The 21,378-nt window shown below is 51.0% G+C and carries 23 protein-coding genes; 3 read left to right on the top strand and 20 right to left on the bottom strand.

Going from position 1 to position 21,378, the window contains the following annotated elements:
* Positions 1–10: 10 nt before the first annotated feature.
* Both FJ146_00105 and FJ146_00110 read right to left on the bottom strand, forming a co-directional pair.
* The gene (locus FJ146_00105; protein MBM4250355.1) at positions 11–295 is read right to left on the bottom strand and encodes a hypothetical protein; all 285 of its coding nucleotides are present in this window, start codon (positions 293–295) and stop codon (positions 11–13) included.
* A 100-nt stretch (positions 296–395) separates the two neighbouring features.
* The gene (locus FJ146_00110; GenBank protein ID MBM4250356.1) at positions 396–1,436 is read right to left on the bottom strand and encodes a hypothetical protein; all 1,041 of its coding nucleotides are present in this window, start codon (positions 1,434–1,436) and stop codon (positions 396–398) included.
* Between the two features lie 107 nt (positions 1,437–1,543).
* On the opposite strand from FJ146_00110, the gene FJ146_00115 reads away from it, so the two are divergent.
* The gene (locus FJ146_00115; protein ID MBM4250357.1) at positions 1,544–2,569 is read left to right on the top strand and encodes a methyltransferase; all 1,026 of its coding nucleotides are present in this window, start codon (positions 1,544–1,546) and stop codon (positions 2,567–2,569) included.
* Positions 2,570–2,586: 17 nt separating this feature from the next.
* On the opposite strand, the gene FJ146_00120 is transcribed toward FJ146_00115, so the two are convergent.
* The gene (locus tag FJ146_00120; protein ID MBM4250358.1) at positions 2,587–3,399 is read right to left on the bottom strand and encodes a hypothetical protein; all 813 of its coding nucleotides are present in this window, start codon (positions 3,397–3,399) and stop codon (positions 2,587–2,589) included.
* Between the two features lie 48 nt (positions 3,400–3,447).
* Positions 3,448–3,930 carry an arsenate reductase ArsC gene (locus tag FJ146_00125; GenBank protein ID MBM4250359.1) on the bottom strand — a complete coding sequence of 161 codons (483 nt, stop codon included), beginning with the start codon at positions 3,928–3,930 and terminating at the stop codon, positions 3,448–3,450.
* A gap of 132 nt (positions 3,931–4,062) precedes the next feature.
* Between FJ146_00125 and FJ146_00130 the strand changes: the two genes are divergently transcribed.
* On the top strand, positions 4,063–4,317 hold the full coding sequence (locus tag FJ146_00130) for a hypothetical protein (protein ID MBM4250360.1): 255 nt from the start codon (positions 4,063–4,065) through the stop codon (positions 4,315–4,317).
* A gap of 87 nt (positions 4,318–4,404) precedes the next feature.
* Here the strand turns inward: FJ146_00130 and FJ146_00135 are convergent, their stop codons facing one another.
* The 3 genes from FJ146_00135 to FJ146_00145 all read right to left on the bottom strand — a co-directional run bounded on the left by FJ146_00135 (position 4,405) and on the right by FJ146_00145 (position 8,973).
* Positions 4,405–5,193 carry a hypothetical protein gene (locus tag FJ146_00135; protein ID MBM4250361.1) on the bottom strand — a complete coding sequence of 263 codons (789 nt, stop codon included), beginning with the start codon at positions 5,191–5,193 and terminating at the stop codon, positions 4,405–4,407.
* 379 nt (positions 5,194–5,572) lie between these two features.
* A complete protein-coding gene (locus tag FJ146_00140) occupies positions 5,573–6,568 on the bottom strand; it encodes a ribonucleotide-diphosphate reductase subunit beta (protein MBM4250362.1) in 996 nt (331 codons plus the stop codon).
* Complete coding sequence (locus FJ146_00145; GenBank protein MBM4250363.1) at positions 6,568–8,973, bottom strand: ribonucleoside-diphosphate reductase subunit alpha; 2,406 nt, start codon at positions 8,971–8,973, stop codon at positions 6,568–6,570. The genes FJ146_00140 and FJ146_00145 overlap by 1 nt, the downstream gene beginning before the upstream one ends.
* A 398-nt stretch (positions 8,974–9,371) precedes the next feature.
* Here FJ146_00145 and FJ146_00150 point away from each other — a divergent pair, with 398 nt between their 5' ends.
* Positions 9,372–10,169 (top strand): alpha/beta hydrolase, encoded by a 798-nt coding sequence (locus FJ146_00150; GenBank protein MBM4250364.1) that lies wholly within the window; start codon positions 9,372–9,374, stop codon positions 10,167–10,169.
* A 4-nt stretch (positions 10,170–10,173) separates the two neighbouring features.
* On the opposite strand, the gene FJ146_00155 is transcribed toward FJ146_00150, so the two are convergent.
* The 13 genes from FJ146_00155 to fliN all read right to left on the bottom strand — a co-directional run bounded on the left by FJ146_00155 (position 10,174) and on the right by fliN (position 21,263).
* A complete protein-coding gene (locus tag FJ146_00155) occupies positions 10,174–10,782 on the bottom strand; it encodes a hypothetical protein (GenBank protein MBM4250365.1) in 609 nt (202 codons plus the stop codon).
* Positions 10,783–11,280, bottom strand: coding sequence for a PilZ domain-containing protein (locus FJ146_00160; protein ID MBM4250366.1), 498 nt, complete (start codon positions 11,278–11,280; stop codon positions 10,783–10,785). It lies immediately after the preceding gene.
* Between the two features lie 14 nt (positions 11,281–11,294).
* The gene (locus FJ146_00165) at positions 11,295–11,687 is read right to left on the bottom strand and encodes a response regulator (protein MBM4250367.1); all 393 of its coding nucleotides are present in this window, start codon (positions 11,685–11,687) and stop codon (positions 11,295–11,297) included.
* Positions 11,688–11,737: 50 nt separating this feature from the next.
* Complete coding sequence (locus FJ146_00170; protein MBM4250368.1) at positions 11,738–12,496, bottom strand: FliA/WhiG family RNA polymerase sigma factor; 759 nt, start codon at positions 12,494–12,496, stop codon at positions 11,738–11,740.
* Positions 12,493–13,371, bottom strand: coding sequence for a MinD/ParA family protein (locus tag FJ146_00175; GenBank protein MBM4250369.1), 879 nt, complete (start codon positions 13,369–13,371; stop codon positions 12,493–12,495). The genes FJ146_00170 and FJ146_00175 overlap by 4 nt, the downstream gene beginning before the upstream one ends.
* The gene (locus FJ146_00180; protein MBM4250370.1) at positions 13,361–14,512 is read right to left on the bottom strand and encodes a hypothetical protein; all 1,152 of its coding nucleotides are present in this window, start codon (positions 14,510–14,512) and stop codon (positions 13,361–13,363) included. Before FJ146_00180 ends, FJ146_00175 begins: the two co-directional genes overlap by 11 nt.
* A gap of 71 nt (positions 14,513–14,583) precedes the next feature.
* Positions 14,584–16,695: a flagellar biosynthesis protein FlhA gene (gene flhA / locus FJ146_00185; protein MBM4250371.1), complete on the bottom strand. Its 2,112-nt coding sequence runs from the start codon at positions 16,693–16,695 to the stop codon at positions 14,584–14,586.
* A complete protein-coding gene (locus tag FJ146_00190) occupies positions 16,679–17,782 on the bottom strand; it encodes an EscU/YscU/HrcU family type III secretion system export apparatus switch protein (GenBank protein MBM4250372.1) in 1,104 nt (367 codons plus the stop codon). The genes flhA and FJ146_00190 overlap by 17 nt, the downstream gene beginning before the upstream one ends.
* Positions 17,783–17,823: 41 nt before the next feature.
* Positions 17,824–18,621 (bottom strand): flagellar biosynthetic protein FliR, encoded by a 798-nt coding sequence (locus FJ146_00195; GenBank protein ID MBM4250373.1) that lies wholly within the window; start codon positions 18,619–18,621, stop codon positions 17,824–17,826.
* A gap of 3 nt (positions 18,622–18,624) precedes the next feature.
* Positions 18,625–18,894, bottom strand: coding sequence for a flagellar biosynthesis protein FliQ (gene fliQ, locus FJ146_00200; protein MBM4250374.1), 270 nt, complete (start codon positions 18,892–18,894; stop codon positions 18,625–18,627).
* Between the two features lie 12 nt (positions 18,895–18,906).
* On the bottom strand, positions 18,907–19,668 hold the full coding sequence (gene fliP, locus FJ146_00205; GenBank protein MBM4250375.1) for a flagellar type III secretion system pore protein FliP: 762 nt from the start codon (positions 19,666–19,668) through the stop codon (positions 18,907–18,909).
* A gap of 11 nt (positions 19,669–19,679) precedes the next feature.
* Positions 19,680–20,981, bottom strand: a complete 1,302-nt coding sequence (locus FJ146_00210) for a flagellar biosynthetic protein FliO (GenBank protein ID MBM4250376.1) — start codon at positions 20,979–20,981, stop codon at positions 19,680–19,682.
* 21 nt (positions 20,982–21,002) lie between these two features.
* Entirely contained in the window at positions 21,003–21,263 is a 261-nt protein-coding gene (gene fliN / locus FJ146_00215) for a flagellar motor switch protein FliN (GenBank protein MBM4250377.1), read from the bottom strand.
* Positions 21,264–21,378 lie beyond the last annotated feature (115 nt).

Genomic DNA, 21,378 nt, shown 5'->3' on the forward strand with positions numbered 1-21,378 from the left:
TAGCGGCAAATTAACCTGGCCACGCGTTAACGATGTGGCAAGATCTCACGAGAATGGAGTCGCGAAAGCACTTACCAAGCGCTTCGTTACAAGCTTGGTCACGTGCCCATGGTCCCTCGCCGTAGCTGTAGCCATAGTACTCAGCGCCGCGAAGGTTGCGGGCTACGCACACGAATCCGGTCAGAGCATTCTCGCCATGCTCCAATGCAGCAGCACCTTCGTTGGCTGATGCTACCGTTGCGATTGATAAAGTGAGAGCCGGTACTGCGATGAGTGACTTGAGCAGAAAAGTCATGATTGCCTCCAAAAGCTTGGTCCTAGCTTCTGTAAATAGGCGCTCTGACTGAGGTTTTCAATAAGTCATTTAGGCCGGGCTGGCTGGCTTAACCGTTAGGCTACTGGCACCATGGGTTAGCCGCTAAGTCCTCGGGAGATCTAGAACCGAGAAGCCCAAGTCCACTGGTGATCAGGGCGTTGCTCAGGAGCGTACGCGCCTTACGCTCGGCAAATATGAAGGCTTGAGGTGGGTGTTGCCAGAGCGCGAAGGACGCAAATTGCGAGGTATAAGTATCTCCGTACTTCTGCAGCATGGGATGAAGATCTGGATTTACGGCCGCAATACTGGCTAGCACCGCGGCAAAAGTTTCGTCGCGCACTGTTTTGAATAGTGGCTCGAGTGGCAGGCGTTCAGCAACGTGTGCGCCGATGGTAAAGGCCGGTCCTTTGATCAGACACGCTTGTTGCAACGACCTAGCGACGGTGCTGATGTTTGCTGCGAGAAATTTGTTGTTCAGGTCATAGTGGGGTTTGTAGCGACGTAAAAAATCGACCCGAGACTTCATCACTCCGCTTGGACAAGGGTGGGACTTACAGTGCGTGGACGGCGGAAACTCTTGCGCCCAAAATTGGTCGTCAAAAACAACGGCCAACAGCGCTGTTGCCATATGAGAACTAAGGTATACAGCCGTCATGTCGAGCGCACTTTCCAGCGTGCCAAGGCCGTTACTAAGCGTGCGAGATGCTGAACCGCAAATGCCTAGGGCATCGACCGATAGGCCCTGGCACTCCTCGACGCTTAGCACCAGCCACCGACTCATAAGATCAGCCAGCAGATCCCCAATCAGGCGACTCTGACGATCGGCGATGGCAAGATCACCGCCGCATCGCTCTCTGTCTCTGACCTTGGTCATAGCCACATAAGAGGTGGGATAAGCGGCCAGAGGGGTTCCGAGCAACTTGTCACTGGTTGCGAGCTTAGCCGTCTCCTCCTGAACCGTCGCGGCGTTCCACAGCGGCAGTAGCCGTGGGTCGGCTTCCCTGGCAACGTTCGGTGACAGGGAGCAAAAGTCGTAGTTGATTGGTGCACCAGCACCGGCAGCATGGGCGGCGGTGGAAGTTAGACAGACGGCTATGAGGTGTCGCTTTATTTTAAACATATTTTAAATCTTTATTGATGTTGACATAAAATAATAAAAATTGCATAACATTAGTACAGGATTTTTTCTCCCAAATCAACATAATTGATGGAATGGAGATAGTAACTATGAAAGAATCATTACTACCTGACCGTATACTATCGTTAGGATTCGGGTTTTTTTCCTCTCAGACTCTACTCACTGCCGCTCAAATGGGCCTTTTTACCGAACTAGGCAAACGTCCAGCTACCGGCCCTGAGCTGGGGGCCATTCTGGGACTACACCCACGCGGTCTTTATGATTTTCTCGATGCTCTGGTGGCACTGCGTTTACTCAGTAAGGATGGTGTCGGTCCGACAGCCATCTACAGCAACACGGCGGAGGCGGCACAGTTTCTTGATGCGGCCAGTCCTGCCTACGTCGGTGGCATATTTGCCATGTCGGGCAGTCGACTCTACCGCTTTTGGGGTGACTTAGCTGAAGCCCTGCGTACGGGCCAGCCTCAGAGTGAGGTGAAACACAAAGGTAAGCCTCTATTCGATGAGATCTTCGCCGATGAGGCGAAGTTGCGGCAATTTGCATCGGCCATGTCGGGGCTGTCAAAGCACAACTTTGATGTGTTTACCGACAAATTCCCGTTTGCGCAGTTCAAGCATCATCTAGATCTCGGGGCGTCTACAGGTATTTTAAGCAAGTTGGCCGTGACTAAGCACAGTCATCTCAGAGCAACCGCATTCGATCTACCTGGTGTCGCTACGGTCACTAAGGAGCATGTCATAGCATGGGGTCTCGAGGATCGCATCGCCGTTGTCGGCGGTAGCTTCCTCACTGATCCGCTACCGCGAGCCGACCTGATCACGCTGGGATTAATTCTTCATGATTGGAATTTGGAGCAGAAACGGCAAATTCTGCGAGCAGCCTATGATGCTCTAGAGCCAGGAGGTGCCGTAGTAGTCATTGAGAACTTGATCGATGATGAGCGTCGCGAGAACGCATTTGGTCTGCTCATGTCGCTCAATATGCTCATCGAGTTTGGTGACGCTTTTGACTACTCTTTTGCTGACTTCACTGGATGGTGCAAGGATATTGGCTTCACTAGATTTGAAAAGCTGCACATCCATGGACCATGTAGCGCTGGAATAGCTTACAAATAATATATACTACATGAAGCTCACTGAGCCTCGTCCTTGTACGTACCAGGCTCAACCTCGGTCGCCTCTATTTCAATTACCTCGTTATTACACTTATTTTCCGGTGGGTAAGTGTTGTTGATTTTTTCAATCCGAAACTCACTGCCGGGGATGAATAAGATTTCACGCTCATTGGGAATCACGGCAAGGGCTGAGATTTCGCGGCCATAGTTGCCGTGAATCGTGTACAAGGCCTCGCGACATCCAAAGGCCTGTCTAATCCCGTCGGGATTATGGAGCGACGTAGACATGAAACCTTTATCGACGAATATTTGTCCAACCTTGAAACGAGCGAGACGATCGGGGTCGACCGTTTTGATGCTGTGGAACGGGGAGAAATAATCACCGTTACCAAATGCCGGCAGCATACCGCCGCGATAGACTGTGGCCTGCACAGCCGGTAGCTTGTTGAGGGCAGAGCTCAATACTTTGATGAAACCTGCCTGTTTGGCGGTATTGGCAATATCCGCCTTGCGTAGCACCGCATTGAGAGTACGGTAGCCCATCGATGAGTAGTGGTAAATCGCGACGGCTTCCTCTTCGGTGAGTGAGTCGAAAATTTTGGGAATCTGACGACCTGTCTGTTTGCGGGCCTCCGTTAACTGCTGCAGTTGCCTTTCGTATTGGGTGCCAAGCTCAGTACGAAATTTGGCGTAGTCTTCCGCTGTGGCCTTGTATTTGGTGAGATCGAGAATCTCTGATTCAGAAATAACAGTGCTAGCAGCGACCTGAGATTGCGACGTAGATTTGCAGCCGGCAACCAATGCTAAGGCTATCAGAAGATGCATGATCATTGATAAGATCCTCGCAAAATAGTTAGACTGTAAGATTGTAGCACTGTTTCAAGCTAGTAAGCTTAAACCAATTTTGTCCAGAGCTGCCTTGAACGAGGGTGGATCCTTACTTAGGCTCTCAAGTGGTAAAGCAAAGAATGCTTCAAAGCGTTGCCGCAGGATACTGTAGGCCCGATAAAAGGCCTGGTCGATCTCCTGATCTGTTCCGCTAACGTGAGCAGGATCGTCGACACCCCAGTGAGTTCTCAACACAGGTCCCAGGTAAGCCGGACATGTCTCGCCAGCGGCGCTGGCACATACGGTAATCACGATATCGGGGGTATGAGGGAGGTCGTTCCATGACTTGCTGTAATAGCCTGAAGTCGCGATGCCCTCGCGTGCCAGCAAGGCTAAAGACCGCGGGTGCACTTGTCCCGTAGGTTGACTGCCGGCACTCATCGCACTCCAGCCAGACGGAGCTAGGTGGTTAAAGGTCGCTTCACCTAGAATCGAGCGACACGAGTTTCCTGTGCAGAGAAAGAGTACTTTCATAGTGACCTGTGAGTCATTTTGATTCGCGGTCCTTTTTTGGCGCGGTTTGAATAGATCTAGAGGTCTAGACACCTTGAAGCTCAGGCGCTATAAGGATTGTAAGTATACCAACGTCATCGAGAGGAACACACTATGAAACTTATGTCGGTATCAGCTTTGGTGGTGTCCGTATTAGTGATTGGAGTCCAGATGTTCATGCCTGCGGCGCTGGCCGATGGTGGTAAATGGGTCTGTAAAACTAGCCCTATTTGGAATGGTCGCTCGAGTACTCCGGCATTCCTTGAGGGGAGTACGCGAGATGAGGCTTACGCTAGAGCAGTGGCTACGTGCCAACACAGTGGTCAGTTTGACTACTGCAAGAACGCTATTACCTGCTGGGCTGAATAAGCTGAAATCAATGATTGAATGGAAGCGGCCAGGATCCAAATTGCCTTGGATCCTGGCCGTATTTTGTTCGACCTAATCAAGGTGAACTTAGTGGGTTGGCTTGCAGCCAGACTTGCATTCGTTGCCTTTGTAGCCGTAGTCAAAGTCGATGTACTCAACGCACTTCGTAACGTCTACGTCGACATCAACCTTTACCTTTACTGGAACTTTGATGACGGGGTCAGTTGAGTGCTGGTCCTCGTGTTTGTAAGGTTGGTTTTTGTCTTCGGCAAGGTCGCGTTGAATATCATCCAATTTTGATTTGCCAGATCGCCCTTTGTCATCATCGAGCCCTCTTCCTGATCGTCGGAGGCAGCTGTCAGTGTAAAGTCCGCGACAGGATGCTTGATCTTTATTGAGCTTTTCACAAGCCGCTTTAAATCCCGACTGTGCCTTGTCACTTCGTGACTTCAGATTTTTGCCACGCCACAGCTCAATCTCGTCGTCGGCCATCACGCCATCTGCGTTTTGATCGACTTCTAATTCTTGAGCTTGTTTGTAAGCCCATGCAACGCTGGTCAGCTCACTTGAGCTAAGGTCACCATTGCGATCAGAGTCATATTTGCTAAGGAGTATCGCATAGTACTCCCGAGCTTTGTCGCATGCACCGAGTGTGCGCACCAATTTGTCATCGAGCTCTGAGCTTGGTGTATCGTCAGCTATTTGGGCCGTGATGGCTTCAAAGCTACACCCAAGATCTAGAGTCGAAACGGTCAGACTAAGTTCGTCCAGTTTAGTATCTTTTGCAGGTATGGTCGCCGTCTCCTTCTTGACGGCGCCACAAGCGAGTGTTGCACTGATGGTGAGGGCTGTTGCGATTAGTTTTACTGCTTTCATGACACTTTCCTTTCCACGGGGAGTTTAGTACCGGCCACGACATTGTGACTTGGGTTTGGAGCGAGAACGGGAACTTGAATTATTAACTTCGTTTATACCGAAGTCTTGTGTTCCTATCTGCAACCGCTGTACCACGGTGTGGAAAGCTCCGGAGTGCGACTCCCTATATCACGGTAATTTTTGAGTTTTTTCGGTCGTTATCGCGAGCGGAGGTTGCATAAATGGCGTAGCTGCTGGTTGTCGAAATTGTGGACGGTCTGACCCTAGCTAAGTAGGTACTTTTGAGTTCCATTTACCCGAAGTAAAAAGCAAAAAGCTGAAGTAGCGTGTTGTTACTACTTCAGCTCAGCGTTGTTAATTCTTGTACACTACCTGGAAATCAGAAGTCCTCATTGAACGCGACATCTCCCGAAACGCCCACTTGGTAGGAGGATACGCGACGCTCGAAGAAGTTAGCCAGCTCTTGCACATCCTGCAGTTCTAGGAAGCTGAAGGGATTGCGTGCGTTATATACTGGCGGGATGAGTAACGCGGCGAGCCGTTGATCGGCCACATACTGAAGGTACTGCCTCATATCGCGTGTCGAGAGGCCAGCAACTCCTTGTGAGAGCACATCTTCGGCAAATACCATTTCGCACTCAATGGCCTCGTCAATCATCGTGACCACTTGGCGATTCATCTCCGCATCGAATAGATCTGGCTCTTCTTTGCGGACTTGCTTGATCACGCTGAAGGCGAAGTTCATGTGGCAGCTTTCATCACGGAACACCCAGTTGGTGCCGCCAGCCAGCCCATGCAATAACCCTTTAGAGCGTAGGAAATAGACGTAGGCAAAGGCTGCGAAGAAGAATAGTCCCTCGATACATGCGGCAAAGCAGATCAAGTTAAGTAAAAACTGTCGGCGATGCTCTTTAGTTTCTAGGCGATCGAGCTTGTGGACGGAATCCATCCACTTCATGCAGAATGCGCCCTTTTGCTTGATCGATGGGATGTTCTCGATGGCAGCAAAAGCGGCGGCGCGGTCCTTGTCGTCCTCTAGGTAAGTATCGAGCAATGTTAAGTAGAACTGGACGTGAAGAGCCTCCTCGTACAGCTGCCGCGAAAGATACATACGCGCTTCGGGCGAATTGATGTGCTTATAGAGATTAAGCACCAGGTTATTGGCCACGATGGAGTCACCAGTAGCAAAGAACGCTACAAGACGATGAATCAGATGTCGCTCGGACGGCGGCATTCGCTGGAGATCGCCAATATCCATCGAGAAGTCGACCTCATCAACCGTCCATGTGTTCTTGATGGCATTACGATACATCTCGTAAAACATGGGATAGCGCATTGGGCGTAATGTCAGGTTTAAACCTGGATCTAGTAGCATCATTGGCAGGCCTCACAGGCTTCGGGGTTTTCGAGCGAGCAAGCAATCGCTTCCGTTTCCGTGTAGTTACTGACGGTGGTTTTTTCGATCTTGGTCGCAGCACGGGATCTTAGGTAATAGGTTGTTTTGAGCCCCCTCTCCCATGCATAAGCATACATGGACGAGAGTTTGCCGATCGTTGGGTTCTCCATGAAGAGGTTCAGGGACTGACTCTGATCGATGTACGGTCCGCGCTCGGCAGCCATGTCGATTAAGGAACGCATCGGGACCTCCCATACGGTCCGGTAAATCTGCTTAATGTCGTCTGGAATCTCTTCGATGTTCTGAATTGACCCCTCGTTAAGCTTTATCTTGGCGCGGATCGACTTGTTCCAAAGTCCGAGCTTGCGGAGATCATCAACCAAATAGGAATTGATCTGCAGAAACTCACCTGACAGGGTTTCACGCTTAAATTGATTGGAAATCTGGGGCTCAATGCATTCGTACGATCCGACAATCGAGGCAATCGTGGCGGTAGGCGCTACGGCGACTAACAGTGAATTGCGGAGACCATACTCGCGGATTTGGGCTTTTAGTTCGTCCCACTCGGGCAGTGTCGGTGTGACACCCCAAAGATCGAATTGCAGATCTCCTTTTGCAGCCCGGGTTTCGGCGAAATTACTGTGCGCTCCTTGCTCGCGAGCAAGTTCACAGCTGGTCTTCAGGGCATTAAAGTAGATGACTTCTTGGATCTTAGCGGAAATCGCGCGCGCCTCAGGTGCGTCAAAAGGCAGGCCGAGCCTGAAGAATACATCTTGGAGGCCCATGACGCCGAGGCCTACGGGACGCCAACGATGGTTGGATGCTTCGGCTTGCGCGATTGGGTAGAAGTTGATGTCAACCACCCGATCGAGGTATCTGACGGCAAGCTGGACATTTTGCGCCAGTTTGTCGAAGTTGACGGCGCCATTGTTGACGTACCGAGCGAGGTTAAGGGAGCCGAGGTTACATACAGCTGTCTCTTGTGCAGACGTAACTTCCAGGATCTCTGTGCAGAGGTTAGATAGATGAATGACGTTTTCGCCGACCCCAGTCTGGTTGGACTTGAGATTTGAAGCGTCTTTAAACGTGATCCAGCCGTTGCCCGTCTGCGCCAAAGTCTTCATCATCAGGGCGTAGAGCTCACGCGTTTTGACCTGCTTTTTGGCGAGTCCCGACGCCTCAGCGGCCTCGTAAGCAGCCTCAAATTCGTGGCCGTAAAGATCTGTTAGGTGGGGAACGTCACAAGGATCAAACAGCGACCAAACGCGGTCCGTTTTAAGACGCTTCATGAACAGGTCAGGAATCCAGTTTGCAAGGTTGAGATTGTGAGTTCTCTGCGCCTCGTCACCCGTATTATTGCGGAGCTGCAGGAAGTCCATGATGTCGGCATGCCACGTCTCAAGGTAGATGCAAGCGGCGCCCTTGCGCTTTCCGCCCTGGTTGACTGCTGCTACGGAAGAGTCGAGTGTTTTTAAGAAGGGAACGATGCCGTTGGATTTACCGTTGGTGCCGCGTATGAGAGATCCACGAGAGCGGACACGGTGATAAGCAAGGCCAATGCCGCCGGCAAATTTCGACAGCATGGCGACGTCTCGGTACTTATCGTAAATGGAGCCGAGATCATCGGCAGGGCTGTCGAGGAGATAACAGGAGCTCATCTGTTGGTGTGCCGTACCCGAGTTGAAAAGCGTCGGTGTGGACGGCATATACTCAAACGACGAAATAAGATTGTAAAACCCGATGGCCTCGTCGACGTTCGTCGAAAGGCCGCAGGCTACCCGCATAAAGAAGTACTGCGGTGTTTCGATCACATGGCGACTCAATGGATCGCGGAGGAGATAGCGATCATAAACAGTCCTGAGACCAAAGTACTCGAAATGATTTGAATTTTTGCGTTGAATCGCGGTGTTCAGCGTGTGTGCATGGCGGCAGACAAATTCATAGGTCGACGGCGAGATGATGCCAGCGCGGTAACCGGCCATGATTGAGTCGTAAAATGACTCAATACCACGAACGATATAGACCTCCTTGGCGATATAAACGTCGAGGAGACGTGCGGCCAGCTTAGAGTATTCCGGCTCCTCGGCGATGAGCATAGCGGCGTTGCTGATGAGCAAGGAGTCGAGCTCGGTGGTACAAACGCCGTCGTAAAGGCCGCGGATCGCCTTTTCAGCCACAAGCTGAGGATCGATGTTGGGAAGACCCTCGGCGGCTCGGGCGACCTTCAAAACGATTTGTAAGGGGTCGACCGTTTCTAGGTGGCCATCGCGCTTGCGCACCCGGATGGTCGGGTCGACGGCGCCAGCTTGGGCCGGCTTTTGAACTAGTGCTGCACGCCTGTCAGTCGCAGTGGCGGGGGCAGTAATTGGGCTGTGTTGTGACATCGGGACCTCCATGAAAGGAACTGATGGGACCGGGACTTGGGACTGTCCGGTGCATCCAAAGTCAAAGGGATACTGAGGCTCCCCGCAGAGCCCACTTTAGGACCCCATGGGGAACTGACGTATGCCTCGAATTAGACAGGGCGAACAGCTCTATAACCAGCATATCTAGTGCCGCCTTGAAGCGTCAACCACTATCTATAGTGTAGCCTAGACCCCTTGGGGACCAGGCGATTCACCAGACCCCGAATGTAACTGAAAACTAAATGGGGGCAAGAGTTGAGGCAGAATCTTTTTTTCTTATGAAAAAAAATCGCGTCTCGCTGGGGTCTTAGGTACCAGCCGCCAAACATGATTTGCTGTGGTAAGACAGGTAAAGAACGCCATGACCGGAGGTAGACATGCCGCAGCTGTACCGTCCAGGAGTCGAGTTGAACTATGAGGTTTGGGGCGACCAAGGCCAATGGGTCACTCTGATTAACGGCCATAATCGGTCACTTACGGACTTTAAGCTCTGTGGGCGTTATCTGGTAGAGAGAGGCTGGCGTGTTCTTGCTGTCGATAACCGCGGGGCAGGCCTGACAAAAACATCGGCGGCCTTTACGATCGCCGACATGGTCGCTGACATTGGTGCCGTGTGGGAGGCTGAGGCCATCTCGCGCACACGCGTCCTGGGTATCTCTATGGGCGGTTTCTTGGCCCAGATCCTGGCGGTTGAAAGAGCTGCCCGCGTAGCTGCCTTGGTCCTCGTGTCCACCGCGATGAATCAAGCCCACATCCAGCGTGACGAGGCACCGTGGACTGCAGACCCCGAGCTTTGCGAGGCAAAGCTGAAGCCCTATTTCACCGCGGACTTTGCCAAGCGAAACGAACTGCTTATTCGCAGCATGGCCAAGCAAATCGCCAAGTCGGTGGCGGACGGGGATTTCGCCGCCCGCAGTAACGCTCAGCGGCAAGCCATGGCGGGGCTTGACCTTGTAAATCTGGCGCCGCGCATCAAGGCGCCAACCCTGGTCATCCACGGCGAGGACGATCAAGTTATTCCGGTTGCCGCTGCCTATGAACTAGCGAGCGCGATCAAAGGCGCCAAGCTAGAGCTCATACCTGATACCGGTCATCTCTTGTTGGCTGAGCGACCCAAGGAGTTATATGGCCTTATCGCGCAATTCTTTGCGAGCACCTCAGGTGGCTACTCCTAGGTTATCAGGCAGTCGCCACGGAGCCAGTGAGACCCGCAACGAGTCGCACCTCGGTCTCACTCATGCCAAGCTCGGTGGCGACAGCAGCCGGAGAACGACCGCGAGCCAGGAGCAACCTGGCATCGGCATATTTTTTGTCTTCGATTTCGGCGATCACATCCTCGAGCGGAACGCGGCTGTCCAGAAGGCGACAAATCTTTTCGCCGCGAGCAAGTAGATTCTGTAGACTTGTCTTCTGATCCTCGACGCGCCGCAGCATCGACTCTAGGTAGGTCTGTTTTCTTGACAGTTCTTTGAGTGGGTCCGCAAACCGCTCTGTAAGATCGCTAACCACTTGCTCCATCTCTTTAGCGATCGTGTGGGCTCCCGACTTCACCTCTTGTTCGGCCTCGGTTGCCAACTTGACCGCCTTATCAAGGGTCGAACGTGCCTTGGCCTGAGCCGCTTCAAGTTCTTCCTGAACCGTGTTCCGGAGATCGGCTAGTAAGCGACGCTCCTCGGTCAATTCAGCCACAAGCTCTAAGTGGGTTTCCCGGCGTCGGCTCAGGGTATAAACCGCCACCATTAAACCTAGATCTAAAAAGATCAGTGCTGCGATCAGTATGCTCGTCATTTAGCCGTCCTGGAGGTATGACTTGAGAACTTGTTCGTCAACTTCATCCATGTTGACCATTTGGACTAGAACCAGTTTCTTCTTACCGCGCTTACCGACGTCTGTTGATTTGACGACTTTAGCTAACACTTTAAAGGTGCCGGGGGTGTCGACACGTCTATATTCCACTAATCGCTGCTTACGGTTCCAGTAGTCTGGCAGGGAAATATGAATTTTAAGGAGTGTGCCCTGGGCGTACTCATGAGTGCCCTGAAATTCTATGCCGTGCGGACTTATGTGAAGTGTCTGGGCCTTCTGTTCCCCGTTGTCTTCGACTAGTCCGTAAGGTTTCACGTCGACCACTACTTTACGGTTAGAGCGCGGATATTTTTTAATGAGGTCTTCGTCGAACCCATCATTTGCAGCTTCCTGCTCTGCTCCATCGACTGGGGCTTCTGGGGTTGGATTGGTCGTCACTACGGCCGTTGGGTCGAGGGGGTAACTGTTCTGATCTGCCATAGGTGGAGACTCCTCTAGCTCGCCTGTTTCTTAGCGTTATGAGCCTGAAAGATCTTTGCTAGCTTGTCCTGTAGTGTCTGTCCGGTAAACGGCTTGACGACGTAGTTGCTAACACCTGCCTGTACAGCGTCCACGATGTTTTGCTTCTCTGCCTCCGCAGTAATCATCAAAAAAGGTAAGTGCTGAAACTTTGGGTCAGCCCGTACGGCTTTGAGAAAATCCAGACCGGTCATATTGGGCATGTTCCAATCGGAGCAAATAAATTCAATGCCGGGTACACTGCGCAGGGTTTCCAGTGCCTTTGCGCCGTCCTCGGCCTCAATGAAATTCTCGTAGCCAAGTTGTTTAAATAGGGTTTTGACGATCCGCCGCATGGTCGGGAAGTCGTCGACTACCAGGATTTTCATGTTACGATCGCCGACAGCCATAGCTGCTCCTGTCTCCTCAGATGACCCACTCAGTCGATAAGAAGATTCTTCAATTTAGCCCTAAGTTTAGTCACCGCTTGGGTGTGTAGCTGACTGACGCGTGATTCCGTTACCTCGAGAATTTTGCCGATTTCCTTCAAGTTTAGATCTTCGTAGTAGTAGAGCGATAAGACTAACTTTTGCTTCTCTGGAAGCTCTTCGATATTTTTTATGAGGAGCTGCCGCACACCCTTGCTTTTGAGCTGAGTAAACGGGTTTTTCGATCCGACGTTCTCAAGACATTCCAGTAGGCTTTTACGATCGTGTTGATTGGGACCAGCTAGCTCATCGATAGAGAGCATCGTCACCGCTTTGACCTTGGCGACCATACCGTGGTAACCATCGAGGCTCATTCCCAGCTGAGCCGACACTTCTGAATCACTAACTGCCCTGCCAAATCGTTGTTCGAGCTCTTGGTATGTGCGTTCGATTTTTTTGGCCTTATCCCTGACGCTGCGTGGCACCCAGTCTTGCGAGCGCAGCTCATCTAAAATGGCACCCCTGATCCTAAATTCTGCGTAGGTCTTGAATTTATTGTCGCGACTAGGGTCGTACTTCTGGATAGCGTCCATGAGGCCGATCACACCAGCGCTAATGAGATCGTCAATGTCGATGTTCGACGGCAGGCGCGCGGCAATGCGTTGGGCCACGAACCTTATCAATGGAGCGTAGTCCATGATCAGCTGGTCACGTAGCTTGCCATCAACCCCTTGGGTGTCCTGCTTATAGCGTTTGACAAGGCCTTTCATTTCGCTCCTTCCACTCGAACCGGCTCCTGCCTGAGCAGGCTACGCCAAAAATCTTGAGCATCAGCGTGTTGGTTGGGTGCGGACATTCCCAGCAATTTCCGCGCTATCTGCGACCAGGCTTGACCAGATATCGTGTAAGTCGACTGTTCCGAAGCAGCGCGTCGCTGCATGACCGACCTGGTTACCTGGGGATCCAGGGGTACATGGCCAGCATAAGAAACTTGTACGTTAAGGAATCGCATTGCTACTTCGGTGATCCTCGAGGCGGACTTTAGTCCTTCACTCTCTATTCTGGTTTGGTTGATCATCAAATGCGGTCTCTTTACACCGTGAGATTCGGCTAGAACTTTGATCAAGGCATACGCGTCGGTAAGGGCATGAGGCTCTGGTGTGGTCACAACAAGGACTTGGTCAGCTATTGAGCAGAAGTGAGTTACATTGCTAGCGATTCCTGCTCCAGTATCAATGAATAGAATATCGTAAGTTTTGTTTATACTTGGAATTTGATCGATGATTTGCTGTTGTTGGACGTAACTGAGATTTGTAAGGCTGGCGATGCCTGAGCCAGAGGGGATGACATCGATACCGAGAGGCCCGGTGAGGATAATATCTTGCAGGGACACATGCCCGTCTAAAACATCTCTTATATTGTAGCGAGCCTGCAGTCCTAGCACAACGTCGACGTTAGCTAGTCCCATGTCGCCGTCCAAAATTAGCACCGAGTGGCCCATCCGCTGCGCCGCAACAGCCAGGTGTACTGTGCTTAAAGTTTTGCCAACGCCACCTTTACCGCTGGTGACTGCAATAACCTTAGGTGCCTTAGCACCTCCCTGAATTGACCGTACTTTAGACACGAGACCTCCGTTACAGGCCAAAGATACGCTCGATCACCCGCTCCCGCGTGGATCGTTCGATGTCGTCTGGGATTTGTTGGCCGATGGAAAAGAAACTAAGCGGTATCGACCACTTGCGAGAGGCGTTGAAAATCTCACCAAACGCCCAACTTTCATCTAACTTGCTGAAGATGAGACTGTTGATGCCGAGATTTAGAAAGGCGCGAATCTCCTGTTCAACCTGAGATTCTTTAGACGTTGCTGCTACACACAGATGAAAGTCGATTGGAATCCCTTTAGCCTTGATTTCTGAAAGCGCGGTAATGGCCATGGGATTTTTTGGACTTACACCAGCAGTATCAATGAGCACCAGCTCCACTTCTTTGTGAGTTTCTGGGATCTTGAGAAGGTCCTCCGGAGTAGAGGCCGCTACAAACGGCAATCCAATTATTTTGCAGAATATTCGCATCTGCTCTGTGGCTGCCAGACGCTGATGATCGAGGGATGCAACTACCACTTGATGCTTTTCCTTCAGAGCATACATAGCTGCTAGCTTAGCGGTGACCGAAGTCTTGCCCACACCGGAAGCACCGATAATTGCCTGATAGGATGTAGATCCGGTCATAACGGACCAGCGTGGTGCAATCTTGATACGTTTCATCATCCAGCGAATGGCTTGATCGCGGAAATAGCTCTCGCCATCCTGCGCCTCTGGAGGCGGAAGTGCTCGCAAGTGTTTTACTAACTCGGCGGTACTCAGATCGCTAACGCCCATCAAGCGGAGCTGTCGTTCAAGTGGCACCATTTCCTTAGGCAAATCATGAATGGAAGACCCCTCCTTAGTGCGAAGGGCCTCGGTGACAAGTATCTTAAGCTCCTGTAGACCGGCCTCTATTGCTTGGACTTGCACTTTGGTGGCAGCCGTATCAACTAATGCGGAAAGTCTAGCCTGGAGATGCTCAATCCCAATGTCGCTGGTTGAAGGTGTATCCGGTGCGTAGCGACTGGAAGCGCCTTTTTTGGTGCTACCAGCTGTTGCTGCTGTGATTTCGTAGACGAGGCCTTTTCCACCCGGCGCTGGTCTCTCCCGCGTGGAAAGTATGACGGCGTCAGTGCCGAGTTCGCGCTTGACCGCTTTGATGGCGTCCTTCATCGAAAACGCTTCGAAAGTCTTTACATCCATCCGGGTGGGCTCCAGAAACGGTGGGGCTAATCAAGGATAGGTAGCTTGGGATTGGTGGGTCGAAGACGAGATTAGAGAGATACGGTACCGATATTTTTTGACTGAATATCGCTGGGTATTTCGTCAAATGCGAGAACTACCAGGCCCGGAATAAAACGTTGGACTAATTTACGTAAGTCCCAGCGGATGCGCGAACCACAAACAAGAATAGGCTGAGTTCCAGTTGATTCAAAATGACGCATGCATTCGGCAATACTGTTGAGAAGGCGTTGGGCGATTTCTGGCTCGACATTGAGTGAGGTGCTGCCGTCTTCCTGATACTGAAGTCCTGCTACCAGAAGGTCTTCGACAGCGCGGTCAAGGGAGGTAATAATCAGCTGGCCGTCCGGAGTTACGTACTTTTTGATGATACCACGACCCAGCGACTTGCGCACATGTCTTGTCAACGCGTCAGGATTGCGCACGATTTTGCAGTGATCGGCAAGGCTTTCGAAAATAGACAATAAATCCCGAATGCTGACATTTTCGGCAAGAAGATTTTGCAGAACCTTAACGACGTCACCAAGCGTGAGCCTATCCGTTGCTACGACCTCCTCAACCACCTTCTCATTTTCACGCTTAAGACGCTCAATCAGGGAATGCACCTCTTGTCGGCCAATAAGTTCGTGGGCGTGATCCTGAATCAGCTTGGTTAAATGCGTCACAATCACTGTCGCGCTATTGACGACTGTATACCCGCGGAACGTGGCTTCATCACGCTGACTTGGAGTGATCCAGATAGCGTCGAGACCATAAGCTGGTTCCTTGGTCCGATGACCATCGATCGGTTCCATGACGTCACCGGGGTCCATCGCTAGGAACCGTCGTGCCATCAGTTTACCCTGACCAATCATGTTACCCTTCAACATGATCTGATACTCGTCAGGCCGTAACTGAATGTTATCCCTAATCATCACCATGGGGACGATGATGCCGATGTCTTGTGCGAATTGCTTGCGCGCCGAAACAATACGCTCAAGGACCTCGCCATCTTGTTGCGTGTCGACTAAAGGCACCAATTCGACACCTACCTCAAGCGTTAACGTGTCGAGATGCAGGAGTTCAACTACGGCGTCACCCTTACCCTCAGGTTTTATCTTCTCATCAGCGGCGGCAAGTTTCAGGGTGTCGCGACGCACGATTTCGCTCGATGCGTAGCGACCAAGCATGACAAAGCCGGCAGAAAGGATGGAGAACGGTAAAAAAGGCATACCTGGAATCAGTGCCATGACGGCCAATAAGGCAGAACACACATACATAGCTTTTGGGTGTACAAAGAGCTGACTTGAGAGCTCTTCGCTGAGGTCTGTGCCACCACTCGCACGGGTCACCACGATACCAGAGGCCGTGGATATCACGAGCGCTGGAATCTGTGAAACCAGCCCGTCACCAACGGTTAGTAAGGTGAATTTTTGCGCCGCGTCCGCAAAACTGAGCTTATATTGAACGACGCCAAGGATCAGACCGACAATGATATTAATACCAGTGATGATAAGTCCAGCGATAGCATCGCCACGGACGAACTTACTCGCACCGTCCATCGCACCGTAGAAATCGGCTTCATGTTCAATTTTCGAACGACGCCTTTTGGCCTCATCGCGATCGATGAGCCCTGCATTTAGCTCGGCGTCAATTGCCATCTGCTTACCTGGCATAGCATCCAAAGTGAACCGGGCGCCAACCTCGGCAACCCTACCGGCACCTTTGGTGATAACTATGAAGTTAATGATGACAAGAATGACAAAGATTACGAAACCGACAAAGTAATTACCGCCAACAACAAACTCGCCGAAGGCTTGAACAACCTCACTGACGTTACCATTGGCACCGTTAAGTAACACACTTCGCGTCGTTGCCACGTTAAGGGCGAGTCTGAAGAGAGTGGTTAAAAGTAGGAGTGTCGGGAATGTGCTAAATTCCAGCGGTTCTTTGACATAAATTGATATCAGCAAAATCATGAGTGACACTGTGATGGAAACGGACATCAAGAGGTCGAGCATGAAAGGCGGTAGCGGTACCACCATCATAAGGATAATGGCCACGACGCCGAGCGCGAATTGTACGTCCGTACTCCTGAGCGCCGTCAAGAAGACATTACCGCCAGCGCCCGTCTCTACAATTTGGGTTTTAGCTGTTTGCGCCATTTACCCCTCTCTTCTTTGGAATGGACCGACCCTTGAGGCGGAATACGTAACGGATGATCTCTGCCACGGTCTTGTAAAACTTATCCGGAATCTCCTCGCCCTCTTTAACCGTGGCGTAGAGCTCTCTAGCTAAAGGACGATTCTCGATGATAGGGATTTGCGATTCTTTTGCGGCTTCACGCATATTGAGAGCTAGAAAATCGACGCCTTTGGCGAGAAGAATCGGCGCTCGATCACCCATCTCGTATCGCAAAGCGATAGCATAGTGAGTCGGGTTAGTGATCAGTACGGTCGCAGTTTTTGTCACGGCTATGGTTTTGCGTGCGGCAAAATCGCGCTGCATACGTCGCATTTTTGCTTTGACGTTTTGATCAACCTCGCGGCGTTTGAAGTCTTCCTTGACCTCCTGCTTGGTCATCTTCATCTTGCGCTCAATGCTGAAGAAGTTCCAAAGGTAGTCAACGCCAGCAATAATGAGCAGAAAGCCGGCGACCGCCCAAAAGAGCATTTTCGTGATGCCGCCCCAATAATTCCAGGTTGAATTCATTGGGTAATTCATAAGCTCTGGCACGCGGACCCATTCGCTCCGTAGAATCAGGTAAGCGACAGTAGCTACTGCGATCATCTTCGCAATGTTTTTTAGAAGCTCGAGTACAGTCTGAAAAGTGAACATCCGGGCTATGCCAGAGAACGGCTCCAATCTGGAAAAGTCGGGAGTTACCCGTTCCCAAGACCAGTTTAGGCGTGTTTGAGCTAATGTCAGTGCAACTGCAACGGTGGAAGTTATAAGAAAAAGCGGGATAATTAGCTTAAGCAGAATCATCCAATTGTCGTTACTAAAAGCTATAATGTTGTTGCCGTCGATCCGCCTTGTGGCCAAAGATTCAAAGCTCGCGGTCATCATTCTTGACAGCGCTTTGAGATAGCTTGGGGCAGCACCACCAATTGCAATGACGCAAGCCACCAAAATAAAGACCGACGTCAACTCTCGTGACATCACAACCTGGCCACGCTCGCGGAACTCGTCTCGTCGCTCCGGCGTGGCCTCTTCAGTGCGGTCTTCGGAACTGGCGCCTTCGTCAGCCATCGTTCATTGCGCCTAACTTAGTGGTGGTTATAAAACTGGAATCAGGGATGGGTGTGGGTTGTAGTCAAGCCGAGGATTGCACTGTGAATTTGACCCTTAACTTCGTCAAAGTGAGTGCCCATCCAGTTGGGAAAAAGTGGGAGCGTAGCGACGTAGATGACCAGCCCAACTGTGAAACTAAGCGGGAAACTCATGGTGAATGCATTCATATTGGGGACAGCGCGCGCGACCAGTCCCAATGCAGCCATCGTAAAGAGTAATGCGACTAGAATCGGAGCAGCTAATTCGATAGCGATGGTTAGTATGCCTCCAGTTAGTTTGACGATGATGTTGGCGGACGTACCTGTGAAGTTTGCGGCTCCGCCTGGAATCAAAAGGAATGTGTCTGCAATTGCTGTGAAGAATATTTGGTGTAAGTCGAGAGATAAAAAAATTAGCATGATGAGCATGCGATGCATGGCCGAGAAGCCGTCCATCTTCTCGTTATAATCGGGCAAATATAGATTGGCCGTTCCAAATCCCATTTGATAGGCAACTACTGCCGCAGCCATCATCATGCCGTCAAATGCGATCCGTGCACAGAAGCCAATGGTAAGCCCAACAAGAACCTCGCGTAGCACGTAGGAGCTCACAACCAGTACATCCGCATTCAGGTTAGGTGGCCACTGCGGCGGGATAACCCCGTAAATACCTATAGTGATAGCTAAGGCAAGTAAAACTCTGACTCGGATAGGCGTAGGAGAATCCCCGATCATTGGTAGCGCAAATAGAATGGCGCCGATGCGAAGAAAGGCCAGCGCACCAATTAGTAACTGATTTGGATTCGGCAACGCTTGCATAGTTTAGCGATTTACTCCCGGAATCCCGTTGAAAATGTCGGTTGTGAATGCCGTCATGATCTGGATGATCCAGGGCCCGCAAACCATAAGAGCCAGTGTAATCATGAGTATTTTAGGGACGAAGGAGAGTGTCTGCTCTTGTATTTGGGTGGCGGCCTGGACGACTGAGATAGCGACACCGGTGACAAGTGCCGCTATGAGCACGGGAGCCGAGATTTGCATCGCTACCATGACGGCTCTTGCGCCTAAGTCAATTACGGTCTGATCTGTCATGTGATTTGACCTCTACACGTTGAAACTTTTAACAATGTTTTCGACGATTAAGGTCCACCCATCTACGAGGACAAAAAGTACTAATTTAAACGGGAGAGACACCACGGTTGGTGGCAACATCATCATCCCCATGGCCATCAGAATCGAGGAGACCACCATGTCAATGATTAGAAATGGGATGTAGACTAGGAAGCCAATTTGAAAAGCTGTCTTCAGCTCACTGACCATGAATGCTGGCATAAGCGTTGTCATCGAAACGTCACTCGAATTGCGAGGTTTGGGTTTTTTCGCGATATTGAAGAACATAGCTAAATCGGTCTCATGGGTCTGTGCCAACATGAAGTTGCGAACCGGCTTTAACAGCTCGTCGAATGCCTCATCTTGTTTGATTTTCTTTTCAACGTAGGGGGTGTAGGCCTTGTCTTTGATATGCTCGATTACAGGTGACATGGTAAATGCTGTGAGAAAAAGGGAGAGTCCGACAATGACCTGATTGGGTGGCATCGAGCTGGTTCCAAGAGCTTGTCGTACGAAACTGAGGATTACGAGAATACGGGTAAACGATGTCATCATTAACATAATTGCTGGAGCTACTGACAAGATCGTCAAAATAGCCACAATTTTCATCGCCGGAACTAGGTCCGTAGGATCATCGGTTTCCTTTAGGTCGATTCCGATCGTTGGTATCTTACCATCTGCAGCAAATGCTTGGCAGGGAATACAGAAGCCCAGCACAACGCTGAGCAGAAATATGACCAAGGCGCACTGTCTCATAGAGGATGTCATCAAATACTCCGAAGAGTTTTGAGTTTTTCGCGGATCATACGTGTGACGTCGTCAATAGCTTCTTGAGGAGCGGACGGGGAAGAGGAAGAAGCGGTGGGCTTGACGCTTGGTTTGTTTGTAGCTGCTCTCGCCTTCGGTGCCGCCACCGTTTGGATACCTTCTTCACTTATGGCTATGTTTACCCGTGATCCCACCGCAGGTACCCCTGGATTGGGCGTAGACAGTTTAGTCTCAGCCACCGGCTTTTTTGCAGGTGCCGGCGCGAGTTTCATCGGAATTGCGTCACTCGACTCGGAAAGTTGCGTGGCAAAGTCTTTTGTGGCCTGGATCATCGGTGGCGGCACGGGTTTTTGAACGGGAGCCCTGTGATTATTTGTGGAGGATGTTCCAATGGTTGTTAAAAACGATACATTCTCAGGGGTGACGCCAATCAAAATTTTCTCACCGCCCACCTGCAACAGCGATACTTTCTGACGTGCGGCTAGATTGAGTGAGGCGAGGGTTTTGATTGTGACGGGACCATCGTCAAGAAATTCGTCTGCCCCAGATTTACGACGGCGTCGGAATGGCCGCATCATTTTGACAGCGATCAACAGGGCAAACATGACAGCCGAAAACGCCGAAACTTGAGTGAGTTTCGATTGGAAGTCGAAGCCACTATGGCCAACGGCCTGACGTTCTTTAATCTCGGCTTTTAGGCGCTCGCTTGGTGCAGGTTCGTCATGTGTGACCTGCGTGGACGCAATTACCTGTTCAGCGGTGGTTTCTGATAACTGCGGTGGTCCGACAACATCTATTTTTCTCTTGTCAGGGAACGAAGCCAATGCATTTGCATTTGCCTCTTGTAGCTTGTTGTGATCAATGGTTAGGACAATGCGATTGCCTAGGGTTTCCGTCTCAAGCGCTTGCTTCACTGTCGCCGCGTCTTTCTCGACAAAAAAGCGTAACCCGGCATCACTCGGGGTCAATTGGACGGCAGCAACTTTGGGGATGACTTTAGTCTCGGTGTCAAAAAATTTCCCCGGTTCTGGGACTAACGTCCCTGGCAATATCAATTGCAAAAACGACCCATGATCCTGCACGGGTCCAAGCTTGGACCAAGTCGGCTCATGGTTCAGGCGGATGTTAATTGTAGAAAGACTACCGTCTTCTTCACCATCAATCGTGCCAAGTGTAAGAGGTTCCGTACCACTAGTAGCTGAGTCTTGAGTCGGCACTTGATCTTTAGCAGATCCGATCGTGGTCAATAGATTCAGCGCAAATCCAGCGAGCAATGCCCTCGCGCGGTTGTGATTAAACATCTGAGCTACTCCTCCGAAAAATCAGCTAGCTTTTTCAGCGCCTGAAACGTCTCCGAGACCAAACTGTGAAACTACATCCGTAAGACGGACGCCAAATTTCTCGTTGACCACGACTACTTCGCCCATAGCCACTAATTTATCGTTTATGAGAATTTCCATCGGTTCACCGGCGATTTTATCGAGCTCAATCACGGATCCCTGGCCAAGCTGCAATAAGTCGTTGACTAGCATTTTGGTCCGGCCCAACTCGACGGACACTTTGAGAGGGATGTCGAGGATCATTTTCAGTTTCGAAAAATCGGTCTTTGAAGCTCTGGCTTCCTCTCCAGAGGTCCCGCCAGTATCAGCTTTTCCGCCTTCTCCACTTGCTTCAGAAAGCGCCTCCTCGAAATCGGCA

Source organism: Deltaproteobacteria bacterium, assembly GCA_016874735.1.
Classification (GTDB): domain Bacteria; phylum Bdellovibrionota_B; class Oligoflexia; order Oligoflexales; family CAIYRB01; genus CAIYRB01.